Annotated in this window: 16 protein-coding genes; 6 read left to right on the top strand and 10 right to left on the bottom strand. The window is 73.3% G+C overall.

Translation table 11 applies throughout. From position 1 onward, the window contains the following. The first annotated feature begins 170 nt into the window (after positions 1 to 170). The gene (locus tag J2S41_RS10070; protein WP_310365940.1) at positions 171 to 932 is read left to right on the top strand and encodes an SDR family oxidoreductase; all 762 of its coding nucleotides are present in this window, start codon (positions 171 to 173) and stop codon (positions 930 to 932) included. Between the two features lie 53 nt (positions 933 to 985). Here J2S41_RS10070 and J2S41_RS10065 read toward each other — a convergent pair whose 3' ends face one another. Both J2S41_RS10065 and J2S41_RS10060 read right to left on the bottom strand, forming a co-directional pair. After that, positions 986 to 1699 (bottom strand): alpha/beta fold hydrolase, encoded by a 714-nt coding sequence (locus J2S41_RS10065; protein ID WP_310365937.1) that lies wholly within the window; start codon positions 1697 to 1699, stop codon positions 986 to 988. Beyond that, a complete protein-coding gene (locus tag J2S41_RS10060) occupies positions 1699 to 2493 on the bottom strand; it encodes a methyltransferase domain-containing protein (protein ID WP_310365934.1) in 795 nt (264 codons plus the stop codon). Before J2S41_RS10060 ends, J2S41_RS10065 begins: the two co-directional genes overlap by 1 nt. 227 nt (positions 2494 to 2720) lie before the next feature. Between J2S41_RS10060 and J2S41_RS10055 the strand changes: the two genes are divergently transcribed. Then, positions 2721 to 3938 (top strand): glycosyltransferase family 87 protein, encoded by a 1218-nt coding sequence (locus J2S41_RS10055; protein WP_310365932.1) that lies wholly within the window; start codon positions 2721 to 2723, stop codon positions 3936 to 3938. Here the strand turns inward: J2S41_RS10055 and J2S41_RS10050 are convergent. The 5 genes from J2S41_RS10050 to J2S41_RS10030 all read right to left on the bottom strand — a co-directional run bounded on the left by J2S41_RS10050 (position 3922) and on the right by J2S41_RS10030 (position 7608). After that, a complete protein-coding gene (locus J2S41_RS10050; protein ID WP_310365929.1) occupies positions 3922 to 5304 on the bottom strand; it encodes a family 43 glycosylhydrolase in 1383 nt (460 codons plus the stop codon). The two genes, J2S41_RS10055 and J2S41_RS10050, sit on opposite strands and share 17 nt — an antisense overlap. 58 nt (positions 5305 to 5362) lie before the next feature. Next, positions 5363 to 5860 (bottom strand): cupin domain-containing protein, encoded by a 498-nt coding sequence (locus J2S41_RS10045; protein ID WP_310365928.1) that lies wholly within the window; start codon positions 5858 to 5860, stop codon positions 5363 to 5365. Between the two features lie 113 nt (positions 5861 to 5973). Next, complete coding sequence (locus tag J2S41_RS10040; RefSeq protein WP_310365927.1) at positions 5974 to 6558, bottom strand: TetR/AcrR family transcriptional regulator; 585 nt, start codon at positions 6556 to 6558, stop codon at positions 5974 to 5976. Between the two features lie 40 nt (positions 6559 to 6598). Next, positions 6599 to 7189 (bottom strand): hypothetical protein, encoded by a 591-nt coding sequence (locus J2S41_RS10035; RefSeq protein WP_310365925.1) that lies wholly within the window; start codon positions 7187 to 7189, stop codon positions 6599 to 6601. Further along, positions 7189 to 7608 carry a MarR family winged helix-turn-helix transcriptional regulator gene (locus tag J2S41_RS10030; protein ID WP_310365922.1) on the bottom strand — a complete coding sequence of 140 codons (420 nt, stop codon included), beginning with the start codon at positions 7606 to 7608 and terminating at the stop codon, positions 7189 to 7191. The genes J2S41_RS10035 and J2S41_RS10030 overlap by 1 nt, the downstream gene beginning before the upstream one ends. Positions 7609 to 7676: 68 nt before the next feature. On the opposite strand from J2S41_RS10030, the gene J2S41_RS10025 reads away from it, so the two are divergent. Further along, positions 7677 to 8621, top strand: a complete 945-nt coding sequence (locus J2S41_RS10025; RefSeq protein WP_310365918.1) for an NAD-dependent epimerase/dehydratase family protein — start codon at positions 7677 to 7679, stop codon at positions 8619 to 8621. A 10-nt stretch (positions 8622 to 8631) separates the two neighbouring features. Here J2S41_RS10025 and J2S41_RS10020 read toward each other — a convergent pair whose 3' ends face one another. Further along, positions 8632 to 9471 carry a helix-turn-helix transcriptional regulator gene (locus J2S41_RS10020; protein WP_310365917.1) on the bottom strand — a complete coding sequence of 280 codons (840 nt, stop codon included), beginning with the start codon at positions 9469 to 9471 and terminating at the stop codon, positions 8632 to 8634. 120 nt (positions 9472 to 9591) lie between these two features. On the opposite strand from J2S41_RS10020, the gene J2S41_RS10015 reads away from it, so the two are divergent. Further along, positions 9592 to 10674 carry an aldo/keto reductase gene (locus tag J2S41_RS10015; RefSeq protein WP_310365914.1) on the top strand — a complete coding sequence of 361 codons (1083 nt, stop codon included), beginning with the start codon at positions 9592 to 9594 and terminating at the stop codon, positions 10672 to 10674. Here J2S41_RS10015 and J2S41_RS10010 read toward each other — a convergent pair. Further along, complete coding sequence (locus J2S41_RS10010; protein WP_310365913.1) at positions 10649 to 11311, bottom strand: DUF7919 family protein; 663 nt, start codon at positions 11309 to 11311, stop codon at positions 10649 to 10651. The genes J2S41_RS10015 and J2S41_RS10010 overlap by 26 nt on opposite strands. A gap of 192 nt (positions 11312 to 11503) precedes the next feature. Between J2S41_RS10010 and J2S41_RS10005 the strand changes: the two genes are divergently transcribed. Together J2S41_RS10005 and J2S41_RS10000 are read left to right on the top strand one after the other, a co-directional pair. Continuing rightward, positions 11504 to 12319 carry an SAM-dependent methyltransferase gene (locus J2S41_RS10005; RefSeq protein WP_310365910.1) on the top strand — a complete coding sequence of 272 codons (816 nt, stop codon included), beginning with the start codon at positions 11504 to 11506 and terminating at the stop codon, positions 12317 to 12319. A 21-nt stretch (positions 12320 to 12340) separates the two neighbouring features. Further along, complete coding sequence (locus tag J2S41_RS10000) at positions 12341 to 12526, top strand: hypothetical protein (protein WP_310365908.1); 186 nt, start codon at positions 12341 to 12343, stop codon at positions 12524 to 12526. Here J2S41_RS10000 and J2S41_RS09995 read toward each other — a convergent pair. After that, positions 12473 to 12868, bottom strand: a complete 396-nt coding sequence (locus J2S41_RS09995) for an antibiotic biosynthesis monooxygenase family protein (protein ID WP_310365907.1) — start codon at positions 12866 to 12868, stop codon at positions 12473 to 12475. The two genes, J2S41_RS10000 and J2S41_RS09995, sit on opposite strands and share 54 nt — an antisense overlap. Between the last annotated feature and the right edge of the window lie 73 nt (positions 12869 to 12941).

The following is a 12941-nucleotide window of genomic DNA, read 5'->3' as shown; positions in this document are numbered from 1 at the left end:
TGCACCATTCCGCATACCAGCGCACGGACGAGTGAAAATCTCCGAAACTTTCGGACCTCGGCGAGAGACCGGCTGATACGTCCGCCTGCACACCGATCGGTGCGCCGGGGATGCCGCGAACCCGGTGCTACGGTGCACCGGACACGCTGATCGCCAACTCAGGAGACGCGATGACCGGCGAGAAGACGCTCGTGCTCGTGGGCGCGGGGCCGCGGATGGGGCTCAGCATCGCGACGGTGTTCGGCGCCAAGGGGTTCCGGGTCGCGCTGATCTCGCGGAGCCGCCGGAAGCTGGACGGCATGGTCGCCCGGCTGCGGGAGCTGGACATCGAGGCCGGCGCGTTCCCCGCGGACGTGACCGACGCGCCCGCGCTGACCGCCGCGTTCACGGAGATCAAGGAGCGCTACGGCCGGGCCGATGTGATGATCTACAACCCCGCGCCGGACTTCCGCGAGGGCCTGGTGCCGGTCGTGGGCGCGCTGGACGTGACGGTGGAGAACACCGCGCCGTGGCTGGACATCAGGATCAACGGCATGATCACGGCGGTACGCCAGGTGCTCCCGGACATGCGCGAGGCGGGCAGCGGCACGATCCTCATCGTGGCCGGCGGCTCCGCCATCGACCCCGCCCCCGGGCTGGGCAACGCCGGGCTCGCCTCGGGCGCGCAGCGCCACTGGGCCGTGAACCTCCACAAGGCGCTCGACGGCAGCGGCGTGCACGTCGCGTTCACCGGCATCAGCGGCATCATCGGCACCGGCGGCCCGAGGTCCGCCCCGGAGGAGATCGCGCCGTTCTTCTGGGACGTCTACGCCGGCGGCACCGGCGCCGAGCACGTCTACCACATCCCGGCGAGCCCGGAGACGGCCGCGTTCCTGGCCGCCATGCGCGCGGAGGCCGACCGCGCGGCCGCCGCCCGCGGCACCGCGGCCTGACCGCCGCGGGCCGGTGACCGGCTCCCGTCCGCACCGGTCACCGGGCCCCGGGGTCACCCGCGCGTGATCTGCCGCAACAGCGCCGCGGCCACCTCGTCGGGATGCGTCAGCATCGCCTCGTGGGTGCCGGGCACCATGATCGGTGTGACGCCGAGCCGCGCGGCCGGTTCGGCGCCGGGCGCGGCGAGCGCGATGTCGCGTTCGGCGAGCAGATAGGTGATCGGCACGCCCAGCGTGTCAAGCCCGTCGACGTCCAGTGACTCCAGCACGTAACCACCGGGCTGCGGCGTCAGCTGATCGAAGACGAGGCGCTGCAACGCCACCGGCTCGTCCTGCATCAGCCGGGTGCTGAACGTCGTGAAGTCGATCGGGATCGTCCCGTCCGGGCTGGCGGCGGCCGTGGCGCGCATCCACGCGGCCGTCTCCGGGCCGAGCGCGTCCGCCATGGACTCGCCGCGCCTCGGGATGAACCCGCTGAAGAACGCGACGTGTGCCAGGCGGCCGGCGATCCGGGGTGCGGCACCGGTGATCGGGATGCCCGCGGCGCTGTGCCCGACCAGCACCACGTCACGCAGGTCGCGGCGCTCCACCTCGGACACGATGAAATCGACCGCGTCCGCCAGGCGCAGCCCGGCCGGGTCGTCACCCATCGCGAGCCCCGGCAGCGTCAGGGGGTGAACGGCATGACCGGCCGCGCGCATCCGTTGCCCGACCGGGTACCAGCACCACCCGCCGTGGTTCACCCCCGGCACGAGGACGATGTTCATCAGCGCGTCCCGACCGCGATCCACATGGTCAGCGCCACCAGGAACGTGCCGTCCGCGTCGGCGGTCTCGAGGTCGCCGAGCCAGCCGGCCGCACTGTCCGGCATGCCGATGGCCGCGAACATCTCGCGGCTGAACGGCATGATCTGGCGTGCCTCGGTGAGGTCGGTGAAGACCATGGTCACCGGCTCGGTACGGACGCCGGTCAGCCCCGCGGTGACCAGGCGCCGCCGCAGCGTACGGCCGGACGGCGGGATGTCGACGGTCCGCGTCTGGGCCAGCCACTCCCGGCGCAGGGCCACGCCCCGCTCGTGGAAGCCCTCCGGGGTGCCGTCGAACTGGAGCGAGTCCCAGTCGGTGTCGATCAGGCAGATCCGGCCGCCGGGCCTCAGCACCCGGGCCATCTCGGCCACGGCCCGGTCCGGGTCGGCGAGGTGCTGGAGGACGCGCTCGCTGCGCACGCCGTCGAAGTGGCCGTCCGGGTACGGCAGCTCGTACGCGTTGCCCACCTCGTACTTCACCCGGCTGCCGTCGTGCAGCCCGCTGGCGTTGGCGATCGCTTCGGCCGAGTGGTCCAGCGCCGTCACCTCGGTGCCGGGCAGTAGCCCGGCGAGTTCCCGAGCCACCTCACCGTTGCCGGCGCCCACGTCCAGCAGCCGCCCGCCGTCGCCGACCTCCCACATGCCGAGCGCGGCGGCCCGGATCCACCGGATGCTGGACGACCCAGCCGCGGTGGTCAGGTAGTCACGCAGGTGCGCGGGTTGCGCGGTGCCGCTGAAATTCGAGTCCGAAGTCATGGGACATTAAACGGGGCACACCCCTCCGGCGTTCGACCGGTGTGACACATCATCCTCCGCCGTATAGCCGCTGATCGGCGCCACGGCACATCCCCTGACCTGCGGGGATCTCGGCGGGGTCGCGCGCGACGGGACACCGGTATCAGCCGAAAGTCGTACCGTGGCGGCCGCCGAGGTCCGGCGGAAGCCGGATGCGCGGACCGGGGCGGGATAACCATGATCGTCGAATGGTTTTCGCCGGGACAGCCGACCAGACAAGGAACTCCCCCGCCGCGCGGCACCATCCCGGCCAGCGGGCGTGGCGGATCGCCGGCTACACGGTCGCCGCCGGGTTCGCGGCCGGGGTCGGCGCGTTCGCCGGGCAGCAGGTGCAGGCGTCCTGGGGCCGCTGGGCGGCCGGCGGATACGTGCTGGCCGCGCTGATCACGCTGCTGTGGCGGCACCCCGCCGCGCGCACCACCGCGACCTCGGCCGCCCTGCTCGGTGCCGTCGTGGCGCCGCTGGTGTGGATGGTGACCGGCGGCCGGCACATGTCCACCGTGGGGATGGGCGCGCTGACCGTGGTCACGCGCGCCGCCCGGCTGCTGGTCGAGCACGGCAGCCCGTACCTGCCGAAGGATCAGCTGACCGGGCCCGAGTCGCTCAACCCGTACGGCCCGCCGCTGACGATCTTCGGGTTACCGCACGCGCTGGGGCTGGACGGCTGGGCGGGCAACCCGCGGACCTGGTTCGCGCTCAGCGCGGTGGTGCTCGGCTACCTGACCCTGCGGTACCTGCGGGCCGAGCGGCCGATGTGGACGCTGGCGTCCGCGTTCGCCTCGCCGATCCTGGCGCTGCCGCTGGTGCTCGGCGGCACCGACCTGCCGGTGCTGGGCCTGGTGGCGCTCGGCGTCGCGCTGCTGGCACGCGGCTCGCACGCCGGGCTCGCGGGCGTGGCGCTCGGGATCGCGTGCGCGATGAAGGCCACCGCGCTGCCGGCCGCGCTCGTGCTCGTACCGATGCTGGTGGCCCGGGACGGGTGGCGGCGCGCGCTGGCGTTCGCCGGGTCCGGCGTGCTGGCCGCGCTCGGGTCGTCCGCGGTCACCGCCCCGGCGATGCTGGCCGACCCGAGCGACCTGGTGCACAACATGGTGCTGTTCCCGCTGCGGTTGACGCCGCAGCAGACCACGGCCGCCAGCCCGATGCCCGGGCAGGTGATCGCCACCGACCGGTCCGGCGGCCGGGTCGTGATGATCGCGCTGCTGGTGGTGCTGATGGTGGCGGTGTGCGTGTACCTGTGGCGGCGCCCCGCGCGGACCGTGTCCACGGCGGTGCTCCAGATGGCGGTCATCTGGGCGCTGGTCTTCAGCCTGGCGCCGTCCACCCGGTACGGCTACTTCATCTACCCGCTGCTGATGCTGGGGCTGCGCAACCTCCTGCCGGTCCGGGTCAGGCCACGTCGATAGCGTCGAGTTCGGCGAAGTGCGCGCCCTTGCCGTACGAGACGGTGTTCGTGCCCGCCCGCAGCGTCACGTCACGCTCGCTGACCTCCCAGTTGTCCCAGCCGGTGACGGGATAGTCGACGGTGCCGGCCGCGGTGCCGTTGACGGTCAGGGTGTGGCTGGCCGGGCCGGCGTCGGAGCCGTTGGCGAACCGGGTGTACAGCCGGTAGGTGCCGGCCCGGGGCACGTAGACGGTGAACGTGACGCGGCTGTCCTCGAAGTCGATGCCGCCGACGACCACGCCGTCGCTGGCGCCGCCGGCCGCGTACCGGGCGTTGGCGCGGGTGAAGTCCGCGTCCTCGGCCTCGTAGCGCACCTTGGCACCGTCCACGATGGGCCGGCTGCCCTGCCAGTCGAGCCGCTGGGAGTACATCGCCCGGTAGGTGAAGTCCGCGTTCCAGCCGTGGAAGACGATCCGGTCCCGGCCGTCCGGGCCGGTCACCACGTCCTGGCCGCCGGGGCCGCGGACCGAGCCGGCGAACGCGTCCGTGGTCATCAGCGGCGTCTCCGCCTTGGTGTACGGCCCGCGCAGCCGCGTCGAGGTGGCGTAGCCGCTGACGTAGCTGCCGTTGCCGAAGAAGTTGGCCGAGTAGAACAGCACGTACGTACCACCGCGCTTCCACAGCGTCGGCGCCTCGACGAGAATGCCCTCGAACGGCTTGTTCTGTTTGATCAGCTGGGTCTCGGTGCCGGTCCGGCGCAGCCCGTCCGCGCTGACCTGCTGCAGGCGCAGCCAGGTGTCCTGCGCGCAGCAGTTGCCGTCGTTCTTCCACAGGATGTAGCGGCGCCCGTCCTCCTGGTACGACGACGCGTCGATCGCGCCGCCGATCTCGGGCGTGCACACCAGGCTGGTGTCCTGCGGCACGAACGGCCCGCCGGGCGCGGTGGCGGTGGCCGCGCCGATGCACTGCTTGCCGGAGGCGCGGTCGTGCGCCGTGTACCACATCACGAAGCTGCGCGGCCCGGTGGCGAACACCTCCGGCGCCCAGATGCCGTGGTCGCCGGAGCCGCCGGGCGGGAACGACCAGTCCGGGTCGACCCAGGCACCGAGCGTGGGCAGCGCGTCGCTGTCCTGCACGGTCCAGGTGACCAGGTCGGTGGAGGTGGCCCACTTGATGTGCCGGCCGTCGCTGTTGGTGGCGTAGGCGTAGTAGGTGCGCCCGACCTTCATCACGTCCGGGTCCGCGAAGTTCTGATCGATGACCGGGCCGGACGCGACCGCGGCCGACGGCGTGGCCGTGACGGTGAGCAGGCCGGCGGCCAGGGCGAGCGTGGCGGTCGCGGCGGTCGCCAGGCGCAGCAGGCCGCGCCGGGCGGAGGAGTCCATCATCGTCTCTCCACGGGGGTCGATGGGGTGTTACATCATGGCCCGCGACCTCGGCCCGCTGTCAAGAGATCTTGGTCGATTCCGGTTCTTGCGTGCGGCAGATGCCGTGCGCCGCCGCCACCGCGGCGATCCGGTCCGGTGGCGGCACGGGCGCGTCCGCCGGCGGCAGGTCCAGCTGCGGCGCCTCCTCCCCGAGCGCCACGATCAGGTCGCCGAAGCCCGCCGGCGCGCAGAAGATCAGGATTCGGGCCGGACCGTCCGTCGAGTTCACGAACCCGTGCGGTACGCCGCGCGGCAGGAACACCAGCGAGTCGCGCCCGGCCCGCCACGCGTCGCCCCCGCACCGGACCTCGAGGTCGCCGTCGATCAGGTAGAACACCTCGTCGGCGTCCCGGTGCACGTGCCACCGCGCCGCGAAGCCCGGCGGCACCCGATGGTCGACCACGTCGAGGTTGCCGGTGGTGCTGGAACCGAGGATCTTGGTGATGCTGAGCGTGCCGAGCCAGTGGTACGGGTCGCCCTCGTCCGGGCCGAGGACGAGGCCGCGGGTCGCGGGCACGGGCCGCGCTCCGGCGCCGCGGCCGGGTATCGGAGGGAAGCTCATGGCGGAGGTCCTCTCAGGAGGGTGACGCGCGTTGCGCACACCTTCCTCCGGTTTCCGCTCCCGCGCAGCTATCCGTTCGCACCATGCCGGGCGACCATCGCGACCAGCGTGTCGATCAGCTCGTCCGCGGAGGTGCCCCACTTCTCGCCGTCGAGCTGGCCGCCGGCCTCCAGGTTGGCGATGCCGTCCACGCCGGCCATCAGCAGCGCGCCGTACCGCCGGGCGTCGCGCTCCCCCACCAGGGCCGCGACGGTCTCGACGAACACCTCGTTGCTGCCCCGTGCCGCGCGGACCAGCGCCTCCGGGTCGCCGGCCGGCCGGCTGAACATCAGCTCGTAGAGGTACGGCCGCGTGCGGGCGATGTCGACGACCGCGGCGAGGTTCGCGCGGAGCCGCTCGGCCGGGGTCAGGGCCGGGTCGGCGGCCAGCGCCCGCGCCCGCTCCTCGATGTCCTGCCACGCCCGCGCGCCGACCGCGATGAGCAGCGTCTCCTTGTCCGCGAAGTGCCGGTAGGGCGCGCCCCGCGTCATGCCGGCGCGCGCGCCGACCTCGCGCAGCGTGACCGCCTCCGGGCCGCCGAGGTCGAGCAGCGCGTCCGCCGCCTCCAGCAGGGCGCGGCGGGTGGCGGCGGCGGACTCCATCCGGCTGGTCATGGCGCCACTCTACCCAGCGCTGACGTCGTCATCTCCGGCCTCATCCCGGGCGGCGGGGGAACAGCATGACGACGGCGGTGGCGGCGGCGCCCGCGGCCACCGCGACGGCCAGGCGCCGCGGGTCGGCGACGCCGGCCAGCAGCCCGGCGACGCCGGTGAAGACGCCGATCAGGCCGAACACGGTCTCGCGCGCGATCGCGCCGCGGCCGGCGGACTCCCGCGCCGGGGCGGCGGGCCGCGTGGGCGGGCGCCGCCTCGACACGTGCACCAGCAGCGCCACGCCGATGGCGGCGAGCCCGACCAGCGCGTATCCGAGCACGGCACCGAGCAGGAAATCCTGCCATCGGCTGTACGTCTGGACGGCCAGCCACCGGCCGGTGTAGAAGGCGCCGATCGCGGAGGCGGCGCGGGCGATCAGCACCGGCCTCGGCCCGGCGGTGCGCAGCAGGTGGCTCTCGGCGGCCAGCACGCCACCGCGCACGGCCAGGACGAGCACGGACGGCAGCAGGCCCTGGAAGTTGAGCACGTCCAGGCCCTCCGACTCCAGCACGTGGGACGGATCGAGCGTCGCGACCACCGCGAACACCGCGATCACGAGCGCGTCGACGCCGGTCAGCACCCGCCACAGCATCAGGGCGACACCAGGGCTCTCAGCGTGCGGCGCAGCTCGTCCGCGGCGCCCGGCCCGACCGCGGCGAGGAACGCGCTCTCGGCCTCGGCGTGTGCCGCCCGCGCCGCCTCGAACGTCCGCCGCCCCTGCTCGGTGAGCGCGACGATGTTGCGCCGTCGGTCCTCCGGGTCCGGCCGCCGCACCACGATGCCCTTCCGCTCCAACTCGTCCAGCAGCGCCACCATCGTGGTGCGGTCGATGCCGAGCCGCTGCGCCACCTGCAGCTGGGACGCCGGCTCGCCGCCGGCCAGCACGCGCAGCGCCCCGAAGTCCTTGCCGTCGATGCCGAGCGGGGCCAACGCCGTGTCGGTCAGCGCGGCGAGCCGCATGGTCGCGTGTTTGAGCAGGTAGTTGAGGACGTCGTGCGGGTCGGTGGACATGCCGGCCATCTTATGCGTAGGCTGATTGTCAGCACTACTGACGATCAGCGCCACGACTGGAGATTGCCATGATCCTCGTGACCGGCGGAGCCGGCTTCATCGGCTCGCACACCGTCCGCGCGCTCACCGAGGCCGGTGAGGAGTGCGTGCTGCTCCAGCGCCGCACCCCGGAGGTCCCCGCACACCTGGCCGACCTGCCCGTGCACGTGGTGCAGGCGGACGTCGCCGACCTCGACGCGCTGCTCGCCGTGGGCCACAAGCACCCGATCACCGGCGTGGTCCACCTCGCCGTCGCGCTGCCGTGGCCGGTCACCGGCGACGACCCGATCGGCGACACCGGCCGCGCCGTCGAGGCGTTCCTCAACATCACCCGCGCGGCGCGGGCCTGGGGCGTACGCCGCGTCGTGAGCGCGAGCACCATCGGTGTCTACGGCTTCGACGGCACCGGCGCGCTCACCGAGGACCTGCCGCTCTGGCTCGGGTACACGCACGTGATCCCGACGTTCAAGAAGATCTTCGAGCTGCTGGGCGGCCACCTGTCGGCCGTGACCGGCGTGGAGGTGGTCAACGCGCGCATCTCCGGGACCTGGGGACCCGGCGGCCACCTGCCCGACCCGTTCTTCGCGGCGCCGTCCCTCGCCCACGCGGCGGCCCGGCGCACCGAGCCCCACCTGTCCGGCCTGCTGGCGCCGCCGCACGCGGAGGACGCGCTCGACCTGCTCTACGTCCGGGACACCGGCCGCGCGCTGGCCCTGCTGCAACTCACCGACGAGCTGCGCCACTCGACGTACAACGTCGCCTCCGGGCACGCCACCAGCAACGCGGACGTGATCGCCGCGCTGCGCTCCGTCGAGCCCGGCTTCCGCGCCGAACTCCCCTCGGCCGGCCCGCGCCCGCAGCGCTGGCTCGACATCACCCGGCTGCGCGAGGACACCGGCTTCCAGCCGCGGTACGACACCGCGGCCGCCGCGGCCGACTACGTCGACTGGCTGCGCGCCGGCAACGACCGGTAGCGAACCGCGGCTACCCGGCCGGGCTCGCGGTGAGGCGGTGCAGCGCCGCGCGGCTGTCGTCGTCGGCGGGGCGGCAGATCACCAGGCGCTGGTCACGGTCGCCGAGCGGGGTGAGCGTCTCGAAGTCCACCGCGAACGTGCCGGCGCCGGGATGCCGTACCGCCTTGCTGCCGCGGCCGTTCGACCGCACCTCGCCCTGGGCCCACACCCGCGCGAACTGCTCGTCCGTGCTGAACTCGGCGATCAGGCCGGCCAGCGCGCGGTCCTCCGGGTGCGCGGCCCAGGCGGCGCGCACGTGGGCGACGGCCTCGTGCACGACACGGTCGCGGTCGAGGTAGTAGTCGCGCATCTCCGGGCGCATCAGGCACAGCCACGCGGAGTTGTGCCGGGCGGGCGGCAGCCGGGTGTCGAAGTCGAGCTGGAGGCGCGCCATCTCCGGGTTCCAGGTCAGGATGTCGAAGCGGTGGTTGATCACCATGGCCGGCAGCGGCGACAGGTCGGCCACCAGCCGGGCCAGCGGCGGCGCGGCGGCGGTGGCGGGCTCGCCCGCGGGCCGGGACCGGTGGCGGGCCAGGTCGAACAGGTAGGCGCGCTCGTCCGGGGCCAGCCGCAGCGCCCGGGACAGCGCCTCCAGCACCTCCGCGGAGGGCCGCAGACCGCGAGCCTGCTCCAGCCGTACGACGTAGTCGATGCTGATCCCGGCCAGCTCGGCGACCTCCTCGCGGCGCAGCCCCGGCGTCCGGCGGGACCGGCGCCGCTCCGGGAGCCCGGCGTCGCGCGGGTCGAGGCGCTCCCGCCGGCTGCGCAGGAACGCGCCCAGCTCGCGGCTGGTGTCAAGGGTGTCGCTCATCGAGGCCGATGGTAACGCGGGGGTGGGATCGGCCTTCCCAGGAAGTCTCCTCCCTTACCCCTGGCTCACGGCGCTCGCAGACTTCAGCGGACGACCCGGTACGAGTACAGGAGAAACACGATGCCGCTCACTCTCGACAGCTACCGCCTGCTGGGCCGGTCCGGTCTGCGGGTCTCCCCGCTGGCGCTGGGCACGGCCACGTTCGGCACCGAGACCGGCTGGGGAGCCGGCAAGGACGACGCCCGCCGGCTGTTCGACCGCTACGTCGAGCTCGGTGGCAACTTCATCGACACCGCGGTGGGTTACGGCAGCTCGGAGAGCCTGCTCGGCGAGTTCATCCGCGGCCGGCGGGAGAGCCTGGTGCTGGCCACCAAGTACAGCACGCTGCGCCGGCCCGGCGACCCGAACTCCACCGGCGGCTCCCGGAAGAACCTGGCCGCGTCCGTGCGGACCAGCCTCGAACGGCTCGGCACGGACTACCTCGACCTGCTCTACCTGCACGTGTGGGACTTCACCACCCCGGTCGAGGAGATCCTGCGCGGCCTGGACGACCTGGTCCGGCAGGGCCGGGTGCTGCACGTGGCGATCTCCAACACGCCGGCCTGGCAGATCGCGCGCATGCAGACGATCGCCGACCTGCGGGGCTGGTCGCCCCTGGCCGCGGTGCAGCTCGAATACAACCTCGTCGAGCGTACGGCCGAACGGGACCTGATCCCGATGGCCCGCGAGCTGGGCCTGGGCGTGGTCCCCTACTCCCCGCTGGCCGGCGGCGTGCTGGCCGGCCGGTACGATCGCGCCGACCTGGCCGGCGTGACGCCCGGTGACGGCACCCGCAAGGCCTTCAACGCCGCCGCGCTCGGCACCGTCACGGCACGCAACCTCGACGTGGCGGACGTCCTGAAAGAGGTCGCGGCGGAGCTGGGCTGCACGCCCGCGCAGGCCGGGCTCGCCTGGGTGTTGCGGAACCCGGACGTGACCGCGCCGGTCGTCGGCGCGCGCACGCCCGCGCAGCTGGAGGACAACCTGGCCGCGCTGGCCGTCGACCTCACCGCCGCGCAGCTGTCCCGCCTCGACCAGGTCAGCGCGGTCGATCCCGGCCAACCGCACGCCCTGCTGGCCGGCGACCACATCCGGTCGGTGATGCGTGGCGACATGAAGATCCCGACCGACCGGCGGCCTATCCCCTCCGGCGCACCAGGGTGAGCGCGTCGTTCCTGGCCGCGTCCGCCACCCCGAACCGGACCGACGGGGGCAGGCCGTCCCGGTCGAGGCCGGCCGCGTAGTCCCGGCCGGCGAAGGCGGCCAGCGACCGGCCGATCTCGTCGCCCGCGCAATCGGCCAGCTCCGCATCGGCCACGGCCTGCCGCAGCGCGTCGAACGCCCGCCGGTCGTTCCACTGTGCCAGGTCGACCGCGGCCTCGGCGCGCCACTCGAGGCCGGCGGCGCCGTCGAGGAGCACCTCGCGGAGGGACTCGGCCCGGCCGTCCCAGGCGGGCCGTACCGCCTCGGGCAGCCCGTCGAGGAACTCGCGGGGCGGCCGGTAGCCGTGCCGCTCGGCGTAGTGCACGATCATCGCCGGCGCCGCGAAGGTGCGGCCGCCGGGCAGGTAGTACCGGTACTCGCCGTTGCCCTCGACGGCCTCGCAGAACTCGCACGGGTGGAAGCCCAGCATGACGTTGCACACCCTGCGCGACGCCGCGCGCAGGGTGCGCAACTCGGCCTCCGTCAGCGGCGACCCGGTCCCGCCCTGCACCCCGTGCTCGCTCCCGAGCCAGCCCACGGACGTCATCGGCAGCGGCGACGCGGTGTACGCGTACGGGCTCAGATCGAGGTACTCCACGCCGCCATGATCTCAGGCCGCACGACGGCCGGCGACCACGTACGCGACTGCTCAGCCTCGGCACGCAACGGCCGATGATGAGGCATGGCGTCCGACGAGCCGTCTTCGTCAGGCCGGGCGGCCCGCCCACCCGGCCTCCGCTGACCCCGGCCCCCTTGCGGAACCGGGCCGTCGAGGCGGAAGAATGTCTTCATGACCGAGGATTGGGAGTTTCCCGAGGACTCCAAACTGGACACCACGGTTCCGCACTCGGCGCGGATCTGGAACTACTGGCTCGGCGGCAAGGACAACTTCGAGGCCGACCGAGCCGCTGGTGACGAGGTCATCGCGCACATCCCGGACATTCCGATCGGGGCGAAGGCGGAGCGCGCGTTCCTGAAGCGAGTGGTCAGATTCCTCGTCGAGGAGGCCGGCATCCGTCAGTTCCTCGACGTCGGCACCGGGCTCCCGTCGGCGGACAACACGCACGAGGTCGCGCAGTCGCTGGACCCGCGCTGCCGGGTGCTCTACATCGACAACGACCCGCTCGTCATGGCCCACGCGCGGGCGCTGCTGGCCAGCACGCCGGAGGGCTCCTGCCACTACGTCGAGGCGGACCTGCGCGAGCCGGAGACGATCCTGTCGGCGGCGCGGGAGACGCTGGACCTCTCCCAGCCGATCGGGCTCATGCTGCTCGGCGTGGTCAACCACCTGATGGACGACGACGTGGCGTACGGCTCCGTGGCGCGGCTGGTGCAGGCGATGCCCGCCGGCAGCTACCTGGTCCTCACCCACTCCACCGCGGAGATCCACGGCGAGCCGATGCTGCGCGTGATGCGCGAGACCACCGAGCGCGGCGGCACCCCGATCCGCGCCCGGACCAAGGTGGAGCTGGAGCGCTTCTTCGACGGCCTCGACCTGCTGGACCCCGGCGTCGTGACGTGCTCCCGCTGGCGCCCCGACCCCGATTCCGGCGAACCGGAGGTCTACCTCTTCGGCGGCGTCGGCCGGCTGCCGGACGCCACGTAGGCACGGAACAGAGCCGACGGGATGGACGGTAAGCGCTGGGCGCTCGTCGCGCTCGTGGTGGCCGAGACGCTGTTCATCGGTTACCTGATCGCGGAGGCGTTCCGCGCCGACGCCGCGTGGCGGCCGTGGTATCTGATCGGAGCCGGTGGACTGTCACTGCTGACCGGCGCCATCGTCTGGTCCAGGATCGGCCGCCGCCGATCCTGACGGGACGAGGGCCAGGTCGGGATAGGTGGTCACCTGGGGGTGGGCGGATGCCCAGGTGAGCAGGTCATGGCCGAGCGGCCCGTAGAGCTCGGCCGTGACCATGGTCGCGGTCCGCGGCACCTCGGCGAGCAGGTCGGCGCAGCGGGCGTTGTGGGCCAGGGCCGCCGCCGAATCGGCATACTGCTCGATCACCAGGTAACCGCCGCGGTCCGGGCCGAACCAGCGGTACGTCAGCGTGCCGGGCTCGTCCGCGGCGCGCGCGGTCAACGCCCGCGCGAGTGCCACGAAGTCGTCCCGCCGCCCCGCCAGCGGCTCGAACCGCGCCCGCACGAAAACGCTCATGCCTGACACCCCCAAGAGCCGCGGCATCCGTGTGGCCGGCGCTGAGCCGATGATTCCCTCGCAAGCTGGCTCA

The organism is Catenuloplanes atrovinosus (assembly GCF_031458235.1).
In the GTDB taxonomy this organism is placed as follows: domain Bacteria; phylum Actinomycetota; class Actinomycetes; order Mycobacteriales; family Micromonosporaceae; genus Catenuloplanes; species Catenuloplanes atrovinosus.
Note: the sequence above shows the minus strand (reverse complement) of the source record. Positions and strands in the feature narration are given on the sequence as shown.